Origin of the sequence: Paracoccus sp. (in: a-proteobacteria), assembly GCF_039808215.1 — a bacterium.
Classification (GTDB): Bacteria; Pseudomonadota; Alphaproteobacteria; order Rhodobacterales; family Rhodobacteraceae; genus Paracoccus.
The window spans coordinates 13,089-30,673 of record NZ_JBDHSP010000005.1 but is presented as its reverse complement, the minus strand read 5'-3'; the positions used below and the strand labels follow the sequence as shown (position 1 = coordinate 30,673).

The 17,585-nt window shown below is 67.8% G+C and carries 20 protein-coding genes; 8 read left to right on the top strand and 12 right to left on the bottom strand.

The window, feature by feature from the left end; translation table 11 throughout:
• Positions 1 to 2: 2 nt before the first annotated feature.
• The 5 genes from WMK75_RS03195 to WMK75_RS03175 are packed head-to-tail and all read right to left on the bottom strand — an operon-like array spanning position 3 to position 4,747.
• Complete coding sequence (locus tag WMK75_RS03195) at positions 3 to 761, bottom strand: SDR family oxidoreductase (RefSeq protein ID WP_347266210.1); 759 nt, start codon at positions 759 to 761, stop codon at positions 3 to 5.
• A gap of 23 nt (positions 762 to 784) precedes the next feature.
• Positions 785 to 1,588 carry an ABC transporter permease gene (locus WMK75_RS03190; RefSeq protein WP_347266209.1) on the bottom strand — a complete coding sequence of 268 codons (804 nt, stop codon included), beginning with the start codon at positions 1,586 to 1,588 and terminating at the stop codon, positions 785 to 787.
• A gap of 9 nt (positions 1,589 to 1,597) precedes the next feature.
• Positions 1,598 to 2,449, bottom strand: coding sequence for an ABC transporter permease (locus tag WMK75_RS03185; protein ID WP_347266208.1), 852 nt, complete (start codon positions 2,447 to 2,449; stop codon positions 1,598 to 1,600).
• Between the two features lie 9 nt (positions 2,450 to 2,458).
• Positions 2,459 to 3,616, bottom strand: coding sequence for a spermidine/putrescine ABC transporter substrate-binding protein (locus WMK75_RS03180; RefSeq protein ID WP_347266207.1), 1,158 nt, complete (start codon positions 3,614 to 3,616; stop codon positions 2,459 to 2,461).
• Between the two features lie 36 nt (positions 3,617 to 3,652).
• Positions 3,653 to 4,747, bottom strand: coding sequence for an ABC transporter ATP-binding protein (locus WMK75_RS03175; RefSeq protein WP_347266206.1), 1,095 nt, complete (start codon positions 4,745 to 4,747; stop codon positions 3,653 to 3,655).
• A gap of 92 nt (positions 4,748 to 4,839) precedes the next feature.
• Here WMK75_RS03175 and WMK75_RS03170 point away from each other — a divergent pair, with 92 nt between their 5' ends.
• From WMK75_RS03170 to grxD, 3 genes are all read left to right on the top strand, one after another.
• Positions 4,840 to 5,607 carry a LuxR C-terminal-related transcriptional regulator gene (locus WMK75_RS03170; protein ID WP_347266205.1) on the top strand — a complete coding sequence of 256 codons (768 nt, stop codon included), beginning with the start codon at positions 4,840 to 4,842 and terminating at the stop codon, positions 5,605 to 5,607.
• Positions 5,608 to 5,719: 112 nt separating this feature from the next.
• Positions 5,720 to 5,962, top strand: coding sequence for a BolA family transcriptional regulator (locus tag WMK75_RS03165; RefSeq protein ID WP_347266204.1), 243 nt, complete (start codon positions 5,720 to 5,722; stop codon positions 5,960 to 5,962).
• Positions 5,963 to 6,013: 51 nt separating this feature from the next.
• Positions 6,014 to 6,376, top strand: coding sequence for a Grx4 family monothiol glutaredoxin (gene grxD, locus WMK75_RS03160; RefSeq protein ID WP_347266203.1), 363 nt, complete (start codon positions 6,014 to 6,016; stop codon positions 6,374 to 6,376).
• A 55-nt stretch (positions 6,377 to 6,431) separates the two neighbouring features.
• On the opposite strand, the gene WMK75_RS03155 is transcribed toward grxD, so the two are convergent.
• The 3 genes from WMK75_RS03155 to WMK75_RS03145 all read right to left on the bottom strand — a co-directional run bounded on the left by WMK75_RS03155 (position 6,432) and on the right by WMK75_RS03145 (position 8,542).
• The gene (locus tag WMK75_RS03155) at positions 6,432 to 6,971 is read right to left on the bottom strand and encodes a phage holin family protein (protein ID WP_347266202.1); all 540 of its coding nucleotides are present in this window, start codon (positions 6,969 to 6,971) and stop codon (positions 6,432 to 6,434) included.
• Positions 6,972 to 6,974: 3 nt separating this feature from the next.
• The gene (locus WMK75_RS03150; protein ID WP_347266201.1) at positions 6,975 to 7,304 is read right to left on the bottom strand and encodes a DUF883 domain-containing protein; all 330 of its coding nucleotides are present in this window, start codon (positions 7,302 to 7,304) and stop codon (positions 6,975 to 6,977) included.
• Positions 7,305 to 7,414: 110 nt separating this feature from the next.
• On the bottom strand, positions 7,415 to 8,542 hold the full coding sequence (locus WMK75_RS03145; RefSeq protein WP_347266200.1) for an aminotransferase class V-fold PLP-dependent enzyme: 1,128 nt from the start codon (positions 8,540 to 8,542) through the stop codon (positions 7,415 to 7,417).
• Positions 8,543 to 8,678: 136 nt separating this feature from the next.
• On the opposite strand from WMK75_RS03145, the gene WMK75_RS03140 reads away from it, so the two are divergent.
• From WMK75_RS03140 to WMK75_RS03130, 3 genes are read left to right on the top strand one after another with little or no spacing between them, the layout of a single operon-like run.
• On the top strand, positions 8,679 to 9,386 hold the full coding sequence (locus WMK75_RS03140) for a type 1 glutamine amidotransferase (protein WP_347266199.1): 708 nt from the start codon (positions 8,679 to 8,681) through the stop codon (positions 9,384 to 9,386).
• Entirely contained in the window at positions 9,383 to 10,744 is a 1,362-nt protein-coding gene (locus tag WMK75_RS03135) for a glutamine synthetase family protein (RefSeq protein ID WP_347266198.1), read from the top strand. Before WMK75_RS03140 ends, WMK75_RS03135 begins: the two co-directional genes overlap by 4 nt.
• The gene (locus WMK75_RS03130; RefSeq protein ID WP_347266197.1) at positions 10,741 to 12,051 is read left to right on the top strand and encodes an FAD-binding oxidoreductase; all 1,311 of its coding nucleotides are present in this window, start codon (positions 10,741 to 10,743) and stop codon (positions 12,049 to 12,051) included. Before WMK75_RS03135 ends, WMK75_RS03130 begins: the two co-directional genes overlap by 4 nt.
• On the opposite strand, the gene WMK75_RS03125 is transcribed toward WMK75_RS03130, so the two are convergent.
• The 4 genes from WMK75_RS03125 to folK all read right to left on the bottom strand — a co-directional run bounded on the left by WMK75_RS03125 (position 12,048) and on the right by folK (position 15,862).
• Positions 12,048 to 12,692, bottom strand: a complete 645-nt coding sequence (locus WMK75_RS03125; RefSeq protein ID WP_347266196.1) for a DUF2062 domain-containing protein — start codon at positions 12,690 to 12,692, stop codon at positions 12,048 to 12,050. The genes WMK75_RS03130 and WMK75_RS03125 overlap by 4 nt on opposite strands.
• 10 nt (positions 12,693 to 12,702) lie before the next feature.
• Positions 12,703 to 14,820, bottom strand: a complete 2,118-nt coding sequence (locus WMK75_RS03120) for a bifunctional (p)ppGpp synthetase/guanosine-3',5'-bis(diphosphate) 3'-pyrophosphohydrolase (protein ID WP_347266195.1) — start codon at positions 14,818 to 14,820, stop codon at positions 12,703 to 12,705.
• A 21-nt stretch (positions 14,821 to 14,841) separates the two neighbouring features.
• Positions 14,842 to 15,198: a DNA-directed RNA polymerase subunit omega gene (gene rpoZ, locus WMK75_RS03115; RefSeq protein ID WP_347266194.1), complete on the bottom strand. Its 357-nt coding sequence runs from the start codon at positions 15,196 to 15,198 to the stop codon at positions 14,842 to 14,844.
• Between the two features lie 70 nt (positions 15,199 to 15,268).
• Positions 15,269 to 15,862, bottom strand: a complete 594-nt coding sequence (folK, locus tag WMK75_RS03110; protein WP_347266193.1) for a 2-amino-4-hydroxy-6-hydroxymethyldihydropteridine diphosphokinase — start codon at positions 15,860 to 15,862, stop codon at positions 15,269 to 15,271.
• A gap of 13 nt (positions 15,863 to 15,875) precedes the next feature.
• Between folK and WMK75_RS03105 the strand changes: the two genes are divergently transcribed.
• A complete protein-coding gene (locus WMK75_RS03105; RefSeq protein WP_347266192.1) occupies positions 15,876 to 16,433 on the top strand; it encodes an NYN domain-containing protein in 558 nt (185 codons plus the stop codon).
• 174 nt (positions 16,434 to 16,607) lie between these two features.
• Complete coding sequence (locus WMK75_RS03100; RefSeq protein ID WP_347266191.1) at positions 16,608 to 17,585, top strand: glycosyltransferase; 978 nt, start codon at positions 16,608 to 16,610, stop codon at positions 17,583 to 17,585.

Genomic DNA, 17,585 nt, shown 5'->3' with positions numbered 1-17,585 from the left:
GGTCACAGGCTTTCTGCGCCGTCGATGACCAGCGCATGCCCGGTCATGAATGCCGAACGCGGCGAGGCCAGATAGAGAATGGCCTCGCCGATCTCCTCGGGCGTGCCGAAACGGCCCATGGGGATGGTGTCGCGGACGTATTTCTCCAGCGCTTCGCGGCCGCCCATCTGGCGCTCGAACCCGGCGTTGAACACGGTATCGACAAAGCCCGGGCACAGCGCGTTGCAACGCACGCCGGTGGCGGCGAAATCGGCGGCGATCTGGCGCACCATGGCGATCACCGCGTGTTTGGTGGTGCAATAGGCGATCATCTCGCGGTCGTATTGCACGCCCGAGTTCGACGAGGTGACGATGATCGAGCCGCGCCCTTGCGGCGCCATCACCGCCATGGCCGCCTTGGCGGCGACGAAATGCGCCCGCACGTTCAGGCGCCAGGACAGGTCCATCTGCTCGGCTCCGATCTGGTCCAGCCGTCCAGGCACCTGCACGCCGGCATGGGAATGCAGGATGTCGAGCCTTGCGTGGCGCCCGGCCGCCTGCGCAATCGCGCCCGCCAGCGCCGCATCGTCCAGCACGTCCAGCGCCTGCGCCTCGGCGCTGCCGCCGGCATGGGCGATCTCGGCCGCCACCGCCTCGGCGCGCGTGCCGGCAAGGTCGGTCACGATCACATGCGCCCCCTCGCGCGCCAGGGCAAGCGCCCCCGCCCGCCCGATGCCCGACCCTGCTGCCGTCACCAGCGCCACGTGATCGCGAAGTTCCATGTCCGAAGGCTCCTTGAGAGGTTTCAGCGGCTGCGCCGGCGCAGGATCGCCTGCGCGGTGACCAGGCTCAGCAGCGAGGCCGCCAGCACCAGCGTGCCGATGACGTTGATTTCCGGGGTCACGCCGCGACGGATCGAGGAGAACACATAGATCGGCAGCGTGGTCTCGGAACCGGCGACGAAGAAGGCGATGATGAAATCGTCGAAGCTGAAGGTGAAGGCCAGCAGAAAGCCCGCCATCACCGCCGGCGCGATCTGCGGCAGGGTGATCTGGACAAAGCTGCGCATCGGCGGCGCACCCAGATCGGCCGCCGCCTCGAGCAGGGCGCGGTCCATGCCCTGCAGCCGCGCCCGCACGATGACGATCACCAGCGACATGGTGAACAGCCCGTGCGCGGCGATCAGCGTGCCCTTGCCCAGTGCCAGCTGCGGACCCCGGGGGCCGAACAGCGCCGCCAGCATCGGGTTCAGCGCGTCAAAGACCATGACCAGCGCGATCAGCGTCGAGATGCCGATGACGATGCCCGGCACCATCACCGCCATGTAGATCAGCGCGTCATAAAGCGTGCGCAGCCGGCCCCGCACGCCCTGCAGCGCCACCGCCGCCAGCGTGCCGAACACCGTGGCCAGCGCCGCCGAGGTCAGCGCCACGGTCAGGCTGGTCCTGAAGGCGCCGATGACGAAGGGATTGTCCAGCGCCTTGGCATACCATTGCAGCGAAAAGCCGCTGAACTGCGCCGCATGCCGCCCGGCGTTGAAGGAAAACAGCGCGATCACCCCGATGGGGAAGTAAAGAAAGACATAGGCGAGGAACACATATAGCCGCATGATTCCCCCCTACATCAGCGAGACATCGTCGCGGCCGCCGCCCAGCCTGCGGATGGCGCGCAGGTAAAGCGTGACCGTGACCAGCATCACCAGCACCAGCGTCGCCGCCAGCGCCGCGCCAAAGGGCCAGTTGCGCGACTGCAGGAACAGGTCCACCAGCGCATTGCCGACAAAGAACACCTTGCCGCCCCCCAGCAGCTGCGGGATCAGGAACTCGCCCATCAAGAGGATGAAGACCAGCATCGAGCCGGTGGCGACGCCGGCGATCGACAGCGGCAGCGTCACCTGCAGAAAGCTGCGCCAGGGCGGGCTGCCCAGATCGGCCGCCGCCTCAAGCAGGCGCCGGTCCAGCTTGTCGAGCGTGACATAGATCGGGAACACCATCAGCGGCAGATAGCCATAGACGATGCCCACCATGACCGCGAAAGGGGTGTTGATGATGCGCGGCTTGGGCAGGCCCAGTTCCGCGATCAGCCGCGGCAGGCCGTTGCCGCCCAGGATCTGGATCCAAGCATAGGACCGGATCAGGATCGAGGTCCAGAACGGCACGATCACCAGGATCAGCAGCAGGGTGCGCCAGCGCGGATCGGCCTTGATCGCCAGGAAATAGGCCAGCGGATAGGCGATCAGGATGCACAGCACCGTGCCCAGCGGCGCCATCAGGATCGTGTTGCGGATCGGCGCCCAGCGCGCGCCGAGATTGGCGAAGTTGTCCAGCGTGAAGGCCGGGACATAGCCGCCCGCGGCCCCCCTTTCGCCAAAACTGACCACGACGACCACCAGCAGCGGCAGCACCAGCATGCACAAGAGCCATGCCGTGGCCGGCGCCAGAAACAGCACCGTGCGCAGCGACGGTCGCACCCCGCCCCCCTATGCCGACTTGAACCGCGCGAGGATCTCGGCGCGTTCGGGGTTGGTCAGCGTCACCGCGGCGCCGAATTCCAGCGCGTCCAGCAGGTCCTTGGCCGGGAACAGGATCTCGCTTTCGCGCATCTCGGGCGGCAGCAGCGCGTCCACGCGGCTGTCGCCGGTGGCATAGCCGTGATACATCGCCTCCTTCGCCGCCATCTTCGGCTCGAGCAGGAAGTCGATCAGCGCATAGGCCGCGTCGCGATGCGGCGCGCTGGCCGGGACGGTGAAGAAATCCGACCAGATCTCGCCGCCCTCGCGGCCAAGGATATAGACGATCTCGGGCATGTCGCGGTGCAGCTGCGTCGCGTCCCCGGTCCAGCACATCGACATGGTGGCATCGCCCGAACGCATCGAGGGCTGGTAGTCCGAGTTGATCGCGAACAGGTGCGGCTTGGATTCGATCAGCAGCCGCTCGGCATCGGCCAGTTCCTTCGGGTCGATCGAGTTGAAGGAATAGCCGAAATATTTCAGCGCATTGCCGATGGCGGTCAGCTGGTAGTCATGCACGATCACCCGGCCCGAAAGCTGGTCGCGCGTCAGATCCCAGAATTCGCGCCAGGTGGTCGGGCGCTCGCCCTCGTAATCGGCAGTGTTCAGGCAATAGCCGGTGGTGCCGACATTGCGCGGGATGCCGAAGGTCTTGCCGTCGATCACCCCGGGCGCGGCAAAGCGCGGATCCAGCGTCGCCGCGTCGAAATTCGGCAGCCGCGACAGGTCCAGTTCCTCGATGATCCCCTCGCCGGAATAGGTCGGGATGGTATAGTTCGTGGCCACCACCACGTCCCAGCCGGTGCCGCCGGCCTGCAGCTTGGCCAGCATCTCCTCGTTCGAGCCGAAGACGTTCATGTCCACGGCGCAGCCGGTGGCGGCGCGGAAGGCCTCGAGATTGGCGGGGTCGTGATAATTGGGCCAGGTGGCGATCACCACCTTGTCGCCGATGCTGCCCTGGGCGCGGGCGCGCCGCGCCAGGCCCGGCATGGCCCCGGCCATGACCGATGTGGCCAGGCCAAGCCCGGTCACCCCCAGGAAATGCCGGCGCGAGATCGAGCCCTTGCGATAGCTTTCAAGCCGGTCGAGGAATTCCTTCGCCGGAACATGGTCGCGATGATCTGCCATCTTCTTCCTCCCTGATGTCCTGTTCATGCCCGCGCCTCAGGCGCCCGTCAGCACCAGCGCCGCGCCGTCGCGCCAGGCCACCCTGACCGCGGTGCCCGCCCCCGGATTGCCCTCGGCGATGTCGGCCGCGCGCGGCACCACCGCGACGAGATGCTCGATCGCCGCCGAGCGCAGGTGGTATTCGACATGCTCGCCCAGAAAGATGCGGTGCGTGACCCGCATCCCATGGCCCTCGCCGTCCGGCCCGTCCGGCAGCACCCGGATCTCCTCGGGGCGCAGCGACAGCGTGACCGCGGTGCCCTCGGCCACGCCGGTGCCGGCGCGCGCCAGAAAGCGCAAGCCCCCCGGCCCCTCGGCCAGCACCTGCCCGCCGCTGTGTCCCAGCGCCCGCGCGGCGATGAAATTCGAACGGCCGATGAAATCGGCGACGTAAAGGCTTTGCGGCCGGTCATACAATTCCTCGGGCGTGCCGATCTGGGCGATGCGGCCGCGGTGCATGATGCAGACCCGGTCCGACATCGACAGCGCCTCCTCCTGGTCGTGGGTGACCAGCAGGAAGGTGATGCCCAGTTCGCGCTGCAGCGACTTCAGCTCGATCTGCATGTCCGCGCGCAGCTTCTTGTCCAGCGCCGCCATCGGCTCGTCCAGCAGCAGGATCTTGGGCTCGTTGACGATGGCGCGGGCCAGGGCGACGCGCTGCTGCTGGCCACCCGACATTTCCCAGATGCGGCGCTGGGCAAAACCCTCGAGGCGCACCATCTGCAGCGCGCGCGCCACCCGCGTCTCGATCTCGGGCCGCGCCAGGCGCGGGCGGCGCTGGTTCAGCCCGTAGGCGACGTTGCGCGCCACATCCATGTGCGGAAACAGCGCATATTGCTGAAACACCATGTTCACCGGGCGCTGATGCGCCGGCACGCCGCTGACCACGCGCCCGTCGATCAGCACGTCGCCCTCGCTGGGTTGTTCAAATCCCGCGATCATGCGCAGCGCCGTGGTCTTGCCGCAGCCCGACGGCCCGAGAAAGGACAGAAACTCGCCCGGCAGGATCGCCAGGTCCAGCCCCTGCGCCGCCACCACCGCGCCAAAGCGCTTGGTGACGTTGCGAAGCTCGGCGATCGGTGGGTTTTCCATGCAGGATCGTGCCATCTATTGCTTGTCTCCGAAAAATGCTAGGAAATACCCGGTGTGCTGTATATATCGCAAAAGGCATAGAGGATAACAGGATGACGACAGCCGGGCAGGGTCAACCGGGCATTGTGCTGCTGGGCCAGGCGGTGGACGCCCTGGGCGGTGCCGGCTTCTGCCCGGCGCTGACCGCCTGGCTGCAATCGGTGACGCCCTATTCCTTCACCGTGGTCTTCGGCTATATGGGCGAGCGGCGGCCGCTTGACATCCATGACGACTTTCCGCCCTCGCGCCGGCGGGTCTTTGTCAGCGACTATCAGGAGGGGCCCTATCTGCTGGACCCGTTCTGCCTCAGCGCGCTGCGCCCGGTGCCGCCGGGGCTTTACCGGCTGAAGACGCTGGCGCCGGACCGTTTCTATCAGGGCGAATATTTCCGCACCTATTACCAGCGCACCGAGATCGCCGAGGAGATCGGCTATTTCGCGCAGATGCCCGGGGACTGCCATGTGGTGCTGTCGCTGATGCGCGAGGAAAGGGTGTTCAGCCAGCCCGAGTTCCGCCGCCTTGCCGCGCTGGCGCCGCTGGTCACCGCCCTGATGCGCCGGCAATGGGCCGGGCTGGCGCAGGATTTCGCCGCCTGCGACAGCGACCGCCCGGAACCGGCCGGCGAGGCGCTGGAACGCCTGACGCCGCGCGAGCGCGAGATCGTGGCCTATGTCCTCAAGGGCTATTCCGCCGAGGCGACCGGGCAGGCGCTGGGCATCGCCACCGGCACGGTGCGCATCCATCGCCGCAATATCTACGCGAAACTCGGCATTTCGTCACAGCGTGAACTGTTCGCGCGCTTCCTGGCCAGCATGGGATGACCCCGATGGCTCGGATGCCGGGAATGACACACCCCGGTCGACGCTCTGCCCGGCGACCTTGCGGGCGGCGCAAGATTCTCCTAAATCTTGGGAAATACGGAAAGGACCCGCCATGGCGATGGAAGCCCAGGACATAGAAGCGCTGATCCGCGCAGCCTTCCCCCAAGCCAAGATCACCATCACCGATCTTGCCGGAGACGGAAACCACTATGCCGCCGAGGTGATCGACGAAAGCTTTCGGGGCCAGAACCGTGTGCAGCAGCAACGCGCCGTCTATGCGGCGCTGCAGGGCAAGATGGCAGGGCCGAACGGGGCGCTGCACGCGCTTGCATTGACCACCAAAGCGCCCGAGTGAAGGCAACCACCGGCGCGGCAGCGACCGCGCCCCAGGAAGGAAACAGCAGAAATGACCGACACGCGCCAGCAGATCCAGGAAACCATCGATGGCAATGATGTCGTCCTGTTCATGAAGGGCACCCGGGATATGCCGCAATGCGGCTTCTCAAGCCGCATCGCGGGCGTCCTGAACTACATGAACGTGCAGTATCGCGACGTGAACGTGCTGGCCGACGAGGCCGTGCGCCAGGGCATCAAGGATTTTTCGGACTGGCCGACGATCCCGCAGCTTTACGTCAAGGGCGAATTCGTCGGCGGCTGCGACATCGTGACCGAGATGACGCTCTCGGGCGAGCTGGACCAGCTTTTCGACAAGGCCGGCGTCACCTATGACAAGGACGCGGCGAACAAGATCCGCGAAGCCAACGCCTGAGAAGCATGCACCTGACCGGCACCCCGCCCGCCCGGAGGCCACCTTCGGGCGGGCGCTAACTGCCCCGGCCGCGCAGCCGCGCGGCCAGCGTCACGCCGATGGCCAGGGCCGCGACCAGCGGTGCGAGCTTCGTGACCCGCCCGCCCACCGGGTCCGTCCCCTCTTCCGCCGATTGCACCGACTCGGGCCGAGCGCCCGCCGCACCTTCGGCAAAGGCGCTGGCCTTGCGCGGCCCGCCGCGGCCCGCCTGCGCGGCACGGCGCAGCGTCGCATCCGCGGCCTTGCCGACCGCGGCTTTGGCGGCGGTCTGCAGCCGGGCAGAAAGCTCGTCCTTCAGTTCCTGGCTGGCGGGCATGGCATGGCGCGAGTGCCGCGCCAGCGCTAGCAGCAGCAGACCGCCCAGCAGAAATGCCGCACCGATCGCCAGCGAGGCGCCCAGCGCCCCCCAGCCCAGGTGATGCGCCAGCCAGACCCACAGCGCCGCCAGCAGGAAACCGGCGCCCATGAGCAGCGCCAGCGCCGCGCCGGCGACCAGCCCGCCGCGGCGCAGCCGGTCGTTCAGCGCCAGTTGCAGATTGCGGGCATAATCCAGCATGGCTCAGCGGCGCGACATGGCCAGGCCCAGCAGAAAGCCGAGCCCGGCGGCGACGCCCAGCGCCTGCGCCGGATGGCGGCGCACCAAAGCGGAAAGGTCGTCGTAATATTCGCCGGCATGGCGCGCGGCATCGTCCAGGCGCCGCTCGCCGCGGTGATAGATCCGCTCGGCCTCGCTGCGGGCGCGCTCGGCATAGTCGCGGCCGCGTTCGCGCGCGCCCTCCAGCGCCTCGGCCGCCTCGTCGGCGGCGTGGCGGGCGTGCCGGCTCAGATCTTCGGCCAGCCCCTGGGCGCGGGCCCTGATCTCGTCGGCGGTGGTCTCGGGTTTCGCCATGGCTTGTCCTTTCGCGCGATCGGGTGGTTCACCTCAGGGCAACGGCGCGGCGGGCGATTCCGTTCCCGCCCGCCGCCGGCACGCGACCCGATGCCGCAGCCGCCCCGCCGCTACAGCACCTTGTCAAAGACCGGCTGCAGCCGCGCCAGCGTGCCCTCGACATCCTTCAGCTTGTCGAGGCCGAAAAGCCCGATGCGAAAGCTGCGAAACGCCTCGCCCTCGCCGACCTGCAGGGGCACGCCGGCGGCAATCTGCACCCCCTCGGCGAGGAACTTGCGGCCGCTTTGTACCTCGGGGTCCGGTGTGTGGCAGACGACGACGCCCGGCGCGGCAAAGCCCTCGGCCGCGACCGAGCGCAGCCCGCGCCGCGCCAGATCCGCGCGCACGGCATTGCCCAGCGCCCATTGCGCCGCGCGCGCCGCCTCAAAGCCCATGGCGCGGGTCTCGGCCATGGCGGCGTGCAGGCCCATCAGCGCATCCGTGGGCAGGGTGGCGTGATAGGCATGACCGCCGTCCTCATAGGCCTTGGCGATGGCGCGCCATTTCTTCAGGTCCAGCGCGAAGCTGTTGCTGCTCGTCGCCTCGAGCCGTTCCAGCCCGCGGGCCGAGAACATCACCATCCCCGCCGAGGGCGAGGCCGACCAGCCCTTTTGCGGCGCCGAGATCAGCACATCGACCCCCGTGGCCCGCATGTCCACCCAGACCGCACCCGAGGCGATGCAGTCAAGCACCATGATCGCGCCGACCTCATGCGCCGCCGAGGCCAGGGCGGTGATGTAATCGTCGGGCAGGATCATGCCGGATGCGGTTTCCACATGCGGGGCGAACACCGCCTCGGGACGCGTCTCGCGGATCTTCGCCACCACCTCGTCGATGGCCGCCGGGGCAAAGGGGGCGCGGGCGTCGTTGCCGGTCTGGCGCGCCAGCATCACCGTGGTCTCGCGCGTGAAACCGCCGGCGTCGAAGATCTGGCTCCAGCGAAAGCTGAAAAAACCGTTCCTGACGATCAGCGCATGGGCGTCGCGGCCGAACTGGCGCGCCACGGCCTCCATGGCGCAGGTGCCACCGCCGGGCACCAGCGCCGCCGCCTCGGCGTGATAGACCTCGCAGAGCGTGGCCAGAATCTCGCGCATGGCGGCCTGGAACTTCTGCGACATGTGGTTGAGCGAGCGATCCGTGAAGACGACCGAGAATTCCTGCAGGCCCTCGGGGTCGACGTCGGGGCGAAGTCCGGGCATGAGAGGTCCTTTCATCTGCTGTGCCAGGCGCAGCATAGCCCTGCGCCGCCGCCCCGGCCAGAGGCCGCGGGCCGCCCCCCTTGCCGGATCGGCCGCGCCCCACTAGTTTTGCAACTGGACAATCAACAGGCCATTCATGCGTATCGGCATACTCAAATGCGGCCAGTCGCCCGAAGTTCTTCGCGGCGATCTGGGCGATTATGACACCATGTTCGAACAGCTCCTTGCCGGGCGGGGCTTCGAATTCACCAGCTATCACGTCGAGGAAATGCAGTTCCCCACCGGCGTGCACGACGCCGAAGGCTGGCTTCTGACCGGCTCGCGCCACGGGGTCTATGAGGATCTCGCCTTCATCCCGCCGCTCGAGGATTTCATCCGCGCCGCCTACGCCGCGCATGTGCCGATGGTCGGCATCTGCTTTGGCCACCAGATCATCGCCCAGGCGCTGGGCGGCGAGGTGGTCAAATATCCCGAGGGCTGGGCAGTGGGCGCCCAGGACTATGATTTCGAGGGCGAGAATATGACGCTGAACGCCTGGCACCAGGACCAGGTAGTGCGCCCCCCCGCGGGCGCCCGCGTCGTCGCCAGCAACGCATTTTGCGAGAACGCCGCGCTGGTCTATGACGACCGCGCCTTCACCGTGCAGGCGCATCCCGAATTCGGCGACGCCTTCGTGGCCGGGCTGATCGGCCACCGCGCCAAGGGCAAGGTGCCCGAGCCGCTGCTTGCGGGCGCACGCGCCCGCATGGGCGGCCAGCGGCAGTCCTCGGGCATCGCCGACCGCATCGAGGCATTCTTCAAGGCGCCGCGCGCGGCCGCCGGGCAAAGGCAGGGGGTCGCATGAAACCGCACTGGATCGAAGACGCCCCGCAGGCCGCCCGCGACTATGTCGCCGGCCGCCGCCTGGACGAGGTGGAATGCATCGTCGGCGACATCGCCGGCGTGGCGCGCGGCAAGGCCATGCCGGCGTCGAAATTCGCGCATCAGGAACAGTTCTTCCTGCCGAATTCCATCTTCCTGCAGACGATCACCGGCGAATGGGCCGACAACCCCTCGGGGGCATTCACCGAGCCGGACATGATCCTGACGCCGGATTTCTCGACCGCGACCGCGGCGCCATGGAATGCGGATGTGACGCTGCAGGTGATCCACGATGTCACCGACCAATCCGGCAGGCCGGTCCCGGTCGCGCCGCGCAATGTGCTGAAACATGTGGTCGAGCTTTACCGGCAAAAGGGCTGGCGCCCGATCGTCGCGCCCGAGATGGAATTCTTTCTGGTCGCGCGCAATATCGACCCGAACCAGCCGATCGAGCCGCCGATGGGCCGCTCGGGGCGGCGCGCGGCGGCGAAACAGGCCTATTCGCTGTCGGCGGTGGACGAATACGGCAAGGTGATCGACGACATCTACGATTTCGCCGAGGCGCAGGGCTTTGAAATCGACGGCATCCTGCAGGAGGGTGGCGCCGGCCAGGTCGAGATCAATCTCGCCCATGGCGACCCGGTGCATCTGGCCGACCAGATCTTTTACTTCAAGCGCCTGATCCGCGAGGCGGCGCTGCGTCAGGACTGTTTCGCCACCTTCATGGCCAAGCCGATCGAGGGCGAGCCGGGCAGCGCCATGCACATCCACCATTCCGTGGTGGGCATCGAGGACGGCCGCAACATCTTCTCCGACGCCCGGGGCCACGAGACTCCGGCCTTCATGCATTTCATCGCCGGCATGCAGAGGCACCTGCCGGCGGCGGTGGCGCTGCTGGCGCCCTATGTCAACAGCTATCGCCGCTATGTCCCTGATTTCGCGGCGCCGATCAATCTGGAATGGGGGCGCGACAACCGCACCACCGGGCTGCGGGTTCCCATCTCGGGTCCCGAGGCGCGGCGGGTGGAAAACCGGCTGGCGGGCATGGACTGCAACCCCTATCTCGGCCTCGCCGCCAGCCTCGCCTGCGGCTATCTGGGCCTGATCGAGGGCGAAAAGCCGCGCCCGGAATGCATGGGCGACGCCTATAACATGGCCGAGGATGAATTGCCCTACAACCTTGGCGACGCGCTCGACCTGATGGACGAGAGCGAGCCCATGCGCGAGGTGCTGGGCGCCGAGTTCTTTGCCGTCTATCAGGCGGTCAAACGCAACGAATACAAGGAGTTCCTGCAGGTCATCAGCCCCTGGGAACGTGAACATCTGCTCTTGAACGTATGAATCTGCTGTTTTCGAACGACCGGCCGGGGGAATATCCCCCCAGCCTCTATGCCGCGGCCCGCGATCCCCTGCCCGCCTTTCCCGAACTGCGCGGCGAGGCGCGCGCCGATGTCGCGATCGTCGGCGCGGGCTATACCGGCCTTTCCGCCGCGCTGCATCTGGCCGAGGCCGGGCTGTCGGTCATCGTGCTCGAGGCGCATCGCGTGGGCTTTGGCGCCTCGGGGCGCAATGGCGGCCAGCTTGGCTCGGGCCAGCGGCTCGAGGTGGACGAGCTCGAACGCATGGCCGGACGCGAGGCCGCCCGCCGCCTGTGGGACATGGCCGAAGAGGCCAAGGCCCTGACCCGCGCCCTCGCCGCCCGCGCCGGTGTGCCGGTCGCGGACGGCATCGCCCATGCCTTTCGCAAGCCGGCGGAACTTGACCACGCCCGCGCAATGGGCGAACGGCTGGCGCGCGAATATGGCTACGACCGCATCGAGGCCCTGGACCGCGACGCCTTTCGCGCCCTGGTGCCCTCGGAGGCCTATGTCGCCGGGGAACTGGACCACGGCGCCGGGCATCTGCAGCCGCTGAACCTGGCGCTGGGCATGGCGCGGCTGGCTGCGGCCGCCGGCGCGGACATCCGCGAACTGAGCCATGTCCACCACATCCGCCACGCGCGCCGCGCCGGCGAGCAGACGGCGGTGCAGACCGGCAAGGGCCGGGTGCTTTGCGATCACGTCATCCTGGCCGGCAATGGCTATCTGGGCAATCTGGACGGCCATGTTGCGGCGCGCGTCATGCCGATCAACAATTTCATCGTCGCGACCGAGCCGCTGGGGGCGCGCGCCGCAGGGGTGCTGACCCGCAACATCGGCGTGCATGACACGAAATTCGTGGTGAACTACTGGCGGCTCGACCCCGAGGGGCGGCTGATCTTCGGCGGCGGCGAGAATGTCAGCTACCGCTTTCCCGCCGACATCGCCGCCAAGGTCAGAAAGCCGCTGCTGCAGATCTATCCCGGCCTTGCCGATGTGGCGCTGACGCACGCCTGGGGCGGCACGCTGGCCATCACCATGAACCGCATGCCCTGTTTCGCGCGGCCCGCGCCGAACTGCCTGTCGGCCAGCGGATTCTCAGGCCATGGCGTGGCGCTGGCGACGCTCTCGGGCAAGCTGATGGCGCAGGCGGTGCAGGGCCAGGCGGCGGGCTTCGACACCATGGCCGTCCTGCCCTCGCGCCCGTTTCCGGGCGGCGCCATGCTGCGCTGGCCGCTGCTGGTCGCCGGCATGGGCTGGTATTCGCTGCGCGACCGGCTGGGGCGCTAGCGCTTGCCGGCCAGATCGGTCTTGCGCCGCGCCCGGGCGCGGGCGATGCGTTCGGCCATCTGCCGTTCGCGGCGCCGGTGATAGGCGCGGATCAGCGGCACGGTCAGGTAATGCGCCGAGACCGCCACGATCAGCCCCGGGATGATGCCGCCGACCAGATAGGGCAGGAATATCTGCTCGTTGAACTGCCAGAGCTGTTCCCAATGCGCCTCGCGCTCGGCGCTGAGCGGCGCCAGCAGGTTGTTCCACAGCTCGCCCCCCGCGCGCGAGAACTCCTGATAGATCAGATGCGGGGTGAACTTGCCCTCGACCCCCAGCATGCGCCGCCCGAGGCCCACCGAGGTCAGGGCGATGAAGGGCGTGGTCAGCGGGTTGCCGACGAATGTGCCCAGCAGCGCCGCAAGGATATTGCCGCGGATCAGCCAGGCCAGCGCCGCCGCGCCCATGAAGTGAAAGCCGAAGAGCGGGGTGAAGGAAATGAAGATGCCGCAGGCCCAGCCCCGCGCCACGCGATGCGGCTGGTCGGGCAGCCGGCGCAACCGATGCATGACGTATTTTGTCGCCCGCCGCCAGCCCGAGCGCGGATAGAACATCTCGGTCCACATCTGGGCATAGCTCATCGGCTTGCGTCGCTTGAACATCGCGCGCGCCTCAGCTTACGTGCGCCAGCGGATCGCGGATGCGCGACACCTGCGCCACGTCGCTTTCGGCGTCCAGGGCCGTGATCAGCGTGTGCAGATGCTCGCTGTCGCGCAGCTCGACCTCGACCCGCAGGCGGTAGAAATCCGGCTTGCGGTCCATGAATTCCAGATCCGAGATATTCGCTCCCTGCTGGCCGATCAGCGTGCAGATGCGGCCCAGAACCCCGGCATCATGGCGAATGGTCAGCGAGAGCGTGGTGGAGTAGGCGGGCGGATGCTGGCCTTCGCGCCAGTGCAGATCGACCCAGCGCTCGGGGCTGCTCTCGAACTCGGCCAGCACCGGGCAGTCGATGGCATGGATGACCACGCCCTTGCCGCGATAGGTGATGCCGACGATGCGCTCGCCCGGCAGGGGGGTGCAGCAGGGGGCGCGGGTGAATTCCTGATCGGCCTCGAGGCCCGCAACGCCGCTTTTCGCGTCGATCTCGCTGCGCCTGGCGGCCAGGTCGGGATAGAGCACGCCCAGCACCTCATGGGCCGAAATCTCGGCGCTGCCGATGCGCGCCAGCAATTCGTCCGTGTCGGGCAGCGCCATGGTGCGCGCCGCCGTGCGCAGCGCCTTGTCGCTGACCTTGCGGCCGACATGTTCAAAGGCCACGCGCACCAGCTCCGATCCCAGCCGGATGAAGCGCGTGCGATCCTCTTGCCGCAGGCTGCGCCGGATCGCCGCCTTGGCACGGCCGGTCACCACGATGTCGAGCCATGTGGCCTGCGGCCGCTGCCCCGATGCGGCGATGATGTCCACCGACTGCCCGTTCTTCAGCCGCGTCCACAGGGGCACGCGGATGCCGTCCACCTTGGCGCCGACACAGGAATTGCCCAGCCGGGTGTGGATGGCATAGGCGAAATCCAAGGGCGTCGCCCCTTTCGGCAGCGGGATCACGTCGCCCTTGGGCGAAAAGCAGAAGACCTGGTCGGAATACATCTCGAGCTTGACATGCTCGAGGAACTCGTCGTGGTCCTCCTCGCCGAAACGCTCGGTCAGGCTCGCGATCCATTCGCCGGGATCGACGGCAAAGGGGTTTTCCGTGCGCACGCCGTCGCGATAGGCCCAATGCGCGGCCACGCCCGCCTCGGCCACCTCATGCATCTGCCGGGTGCGGATCTGCACCTCGACGCGCTTGCCGTCGCGCCCCGAGACGGTGGTGTGGATCGAACGATAGCCGTTGGCCTTGGGCTGGCTGATGTAATCCTTGAACCGCCCCGGCACCGCGCGCCAGCGGTGATGGATCACCCCCAGGGTGCGATAGCAATCCGCCTCGCTGCGGGTGATGATGCGAAAGCCGTAGATGTCTGACAGGCGCGAAAAGGACAGCTGCTTTTCCTGCATCTTGCGCCAGATGCTGAACGGGCGCTTGGCGCGGCCATAGACATCGGCCTCGATGCCCTCGCGTTCCAGTTCGGCGCGGATGTCGGCGGTGATCTTGGGGATCACGTCGCCCGATTCGCGCTGCAGGTTGACGAAACGGCGGATGATCGAATTGCGCGCCTCGGGGTTGATGACCTTGAAAGCCAGATCCTCAAGTTCCTCGCGCATCCATTGCATGCCCATGCGCCCGGCAAGGGGCGCAAAGATGTCCATGGTCTCGCGTGCCTTCTGCACCTGCTTTTCCGGCCGCATCGAGCGGATGGTGCGCATGTTGTGCAACCGGTCGGCCAGCTTGACCAGGATCACGCGCAGGTCGCGGGACATGGCCATGAACAGCTTGCGGAAATTCTCGGCCTGCTTGGAATGCGCGCCCGACAGTTGCAGGTTGGTCAGCTTGGTGACGCCATCGACCAGTTCCGCAATCTCGCGCCCGAAGATCTGCGAGACCTCGCCCCAGGTCGAGCGCGTGTCCTCGATCGTGTCGTGCAGCAGCGCGGTGACGATGGTGGCGTCGTCCAGCCGCATCTCGGTCAGGATGGCGGCGACGGCGACGGGATGGGTGAAATAGGGCTCGCCCGAGTGGCGGAACTGGCCCTCGTGCATGCGACGCCCATAGTCATAGGCGTCGCGGATCAGTTCGGCATTGGTGCGCGGGTTGTAGTTGCGGATCAGCGCGATCAGGTCTTCGACGTCGATCATGTTCTGCCGAAGACCCTGTGCTCAGTTCCTGCCTTGCGCTTCCATCATCATGCGCAGCATGCGCTCTTCCGATTCCTCGTCGGCGGGTTTCGGACGGTCGATCTCGGCGCCCAGAAGCAGCGCCACCGCGTCCTCTTCGGGCTCGTCGACCTCGATCTGGGTCTGGCTGGATTCGATCATCCGCTCGCGCAGGTCGTCCACCGGCTGCGTCTCGTCGGCGATCTCGCGCAGCGCCACGACGGGGTTCTTGTCGTTATCGCGGTCGATGGTCAGCGGGCTGCCCGAAGCGATCTCTCGCGCGCGATGGGCGGCCAGCATCACCAGGTCAAAACGGTTCGGAACCTTGTCGACGCAATCTTCGACTGTCACGCGGGCCATCGGTCACCTTATCGGCTGGAATCGGGGTAGCAGGGCGAAGCCGGATATTTGACCGCCTGGCGCGGGAATGTCAAGCGCTTGCCGGGCGCATGCCGGCCAGCGCCGCCGGCGGCAGCGCGCGCAGCATCTCGGCCACGCTCAGGCCAAGGCGCGGGTGCCGCCAGAGCGGCGCCACCTCGGCCAGGGGCGCCAGCACGAAGCCGCGATCCTGCAGGCGCGGATGCGGCAGGATCAGGCCCGGGGGCGCCTGCCGCGCCTGGGCCTCGGGCGGCAGGGCACGCCAGCGGTCCTGGGTCGCGGCGTCGGGCCAGACCTGATCGCCCAGCGCCAGCAGGTCAAGATCCAGCACCCGCGCCTGCCAGCGCGCGCCGTCGCGGCTGCGGCCCAGTTCCGCCTCGATGCGGTGCAGCTGGGCCAGCACTTCCGCCGCCGGCAGCCGGCACTGCAGCCGCACGGCGGCATTCAGGAACTCGGGTCCCGAGCCCGGGGGATGGGCCGGCGTGTGCCAGAACCGGCTGACGGCGGCAAGGCGCAAGCCGGGAATTTCTTGCATGCGCCGCAGGGCAAGGCGCAGACTGTCCAAAGGGATACCTGCCGAACTAGGCAGGTTTGCACCCAGCGCGACCAGGGCTAAGTTCGCATTCGCACATTCGTTTTCGGTCATATTGGGGGGTATCGTGTTTTACAAGGACGACCGGCTGGCTTTGTTCATCGACGGGTCGAATCTGTATGCCGCGGCCAAGTCGCTGGGCTTCGACATAGACTACAAGCTGCTGCGCCAGGAGTTCGAGCGCCGCGGCAAGCTGGTCCGCGCCTATTACTATACGGCGCTGCTGGAAAACGAGGATTATTCTCCGATCCGCCCCCTGGTCGACTGGCTGAACTACAACGGCTTCACCATGGTGACCAAGCCGGCACGGGAATACACCGACGGCATGGGCCGGCGCAAGGTCAAGGGCAACATGGATGTCGAACTGGTGATCAACGCCATGGAACTGGCGCCGCGCCTCGACCACGCGGTGCTGTTTTCCGGCGACGGCGACTTCCGGCCGCTGGTCGAGGCGCTGCAGCGCCAGGCGGTGCGGGTCTCGGTGGTCTCGACCATGCGCAGCCAGCCGCCGATGATCGCCGATGAATTGCGCCGCCAGGCCGACAATTTCATCGAACTGGACGCGCTGCGCGAAATCATCGGCCGCCCCCCACGCGAGACGCCGCCGCCGCCGCAGGAAGGCTGACCCCCGTCCTGACCCCCGTCCTGACCCCCATCCTGGCCCCCGTGATGGCCAGGCCGCTGCCCCTTTCCCGGTCCCGGCCGCGCCGATTTCGCGGGCCGTCCCGGCGATCCGCGTTGAAAGCCCGCGCCGCCCTGGCGTAAGAGACGCGCCAGGATGCCGCGAAAGGACCGACCGATGGGCGCCGCCCCGATGTTCAGCCCGGGCTTTCAGCCCCGTTCCGACCTGGCGGTGCTTGTCGCCGCGGACGGCCGCTATCTGCCATATGCCGCGACGCCGGCGCTGGCGCTGGCAGCGCAGCCGGGACGCGACCATGACGTGCTGATCGCCGGTCCCGAGCCCGTCCCCCTTCCCGCCGCGCTGCAAGAGGCCGGCATCAGCCATGTCGCGGCCCGCGACGCGGCGCTGCTGGACGCGCTGCCGCTGGACGCGCGCCGTTCGCTGGCGACCTACATGGCGCTGTTTCTCGGCCAGGCGCTCGCCAGGCATTACCGCCGCATCCTGGTGATCGACGCCGACATCCTGTTTCTGCGCGGCGATCCGGCGCGGCTCATGCGCGCCGACATGCTGGGTCGGGCGGTGGCGGCGGTGCGCGACAACCGGCAATGGCGCAGCCCGCTGCGCCGGGTGCAGGAATACAGGACCCTGCGCGAGCCGGCGCAGCCCTATTTCAACGCCGGCGTGGTGATGATCGACACCGCCGCCTTCCTGGCCGCGGACCTGCCGGCGCAGGCGGCGCGGATCGCCCGCCGCCACCCGGCGGCGCTGTCCAGCATGGACCAGTCGCTGCTCAACATCGCGCTCAGGGGCGACTGGGCCGAGATCAGCCCGCTGTGGAACTGGCAGTTCACCAGTGCCTCGGCGCATCTGACCAGCATGGCCGATCCCTGCCTGATCCACTTCATCGGCTCGCGCAAGCCCTGGCTGGCCAAATCGCGCGGCGTGGTGCCGATGCGCATGCGCGCCGCCTTTGCCGAGACCCTGACCCGGCATTTTCCCGACCACCCGGTGGTCCCCGAGGCCAGCCAGCGCCACTGGCCGCAGGCCGCAGCGGTGCGCAGCGCGCTGTTTCGCCAATGGCGCGCCGCCGGGGCGATGACGCGCTATCTGAACCGCTTTCCCGACGAATACACCCTGGTCGACCCCCGCGGCTGA

Bases quoted from the DNA above. Each gene is read 5' to 3' on its own strand.
- WMK75_RS03195 (WP_347266210.1), bottom strand. From the start codon at position 761: ATGGAACTTCGCGATCACGTGGCGCTGGTGACGGCAGCAGGGTCGGGC.
- WMK75_RS03190 (WP_347266209.1), bottom strand. From the start codon at position 1,588: ATGCGGCTATATGTGTTCCTCGCCTATGTCTTTCTTTACTTCCCCATC.
- WMK75_RS03180 (WP_347266207.1), bottom strand. From the start codon at position 3,616: ATGGCAGATCATCGCGACCATGTTCCGGCGAAGGAATTCCTCGACCGG.
- WMK75_RS03175 (WP_347266206.1), bottom strand. From the start codon at position 4,747: ATGGAAAACCCACCGATCGCCGAGCTTCGCAACGTCACCAAGCGCTTT.
- WMK75_RS03170 (WP_347266205.1), top strand. From the start codon at position 4,840: ATGACGACAGCCGGGCAGGGTCAACCGGGCATTGTGCTGCTGGGCCAG.
- WMK75_RS03165 (WP_347266204.1), top strand. From the start codon at position 5,720: ATGGCGATGGAAGCCCAGGACATAGAAGCGCTGATCCGCGCAGCCTTC.
- grxD (WP_347266203.1), top strand. From the start codon at position 6,014: ATGACCGACACGCGCCAGCAGATCCAGGAAACCATCGATGGCAATGAT.
- WMK75_RS03155 (WP_347266202.1), bottom strand. From the start codon at position 6,971: ATGCTGGATTATGCCCGCAATCTGCAACTGGCGCTGAACGACCGGCTG.
- WMK75_RS03150 (WP_347266201.1), bottom strand. From the start codon at position 7,304: ATGGCGAAACCCGAGACCACCGCCGACGAGATCAGGGCCCGCGCCCAG.
- WMK75_RS03145 (WP_347266200.1), bottom strand. From the start codon at position 8,542: ATGCCCGGACTTCGCCCCGACGTCGACCCCGAGGGCCTGCAGGAATTC.
- WMK75_RS03140 (WP_347266199.1), top strand. From the start codon at position 8,679: ATGCGTATCGGCATACTCAAATGCGGCCAGTCGCCCGAAGTTCTTCGC.
- WMK75_RS03135 (WP_347266198.1), top strand. From the start codon at position 9,383: ATGAAACCGCACTGGATCGAAGACGCCCCGCAGGCCGCCCGCGACTAT.
- WMK75_RS03130 (WP_347266197.1), top strand. From the start codon at position 10,741: ATGAATCTGCTGTTTTCGAACGACCGGCCGGGGGAATATCCCCCCAGC.
- WMK75_RS03125 (WP_347266196.1), bottom strand. From the start codon at position 12,692: ATGTTCAAGCGACGCAAGCCGATGAGCTATGCCCAGATGTGGACCGAG.
- WMK75_RS03120 (WP_347266195.1), bottom strand. From the start codon at position 14,820: ATGATCGACGTCGAAGACCTGATCGCGCTGATCCGCAACTACAACCCG.
- rpoZ (WP_347266194.1), bottom strand. From the start codon at position 15,198: ATGGCCCGCGTGACAGTCGAAGATTGCGTCGACAAGGTTCCGAACCGT.
- folK (WP_347266193.1), bottom strand. From the start codon at position 15,862: ATGACCGAAAACGAATGTGCGAATGCGAACTTAGCCCTGGTCGCGCTG.
- WMK75_RS03100 (WP_347266191.1), top strand. From the start codon at position 16,608: ATGGGCGCCGCCCCGATGTTCAGCCCGGGCTTTCAGCCCCGTTCCGAC.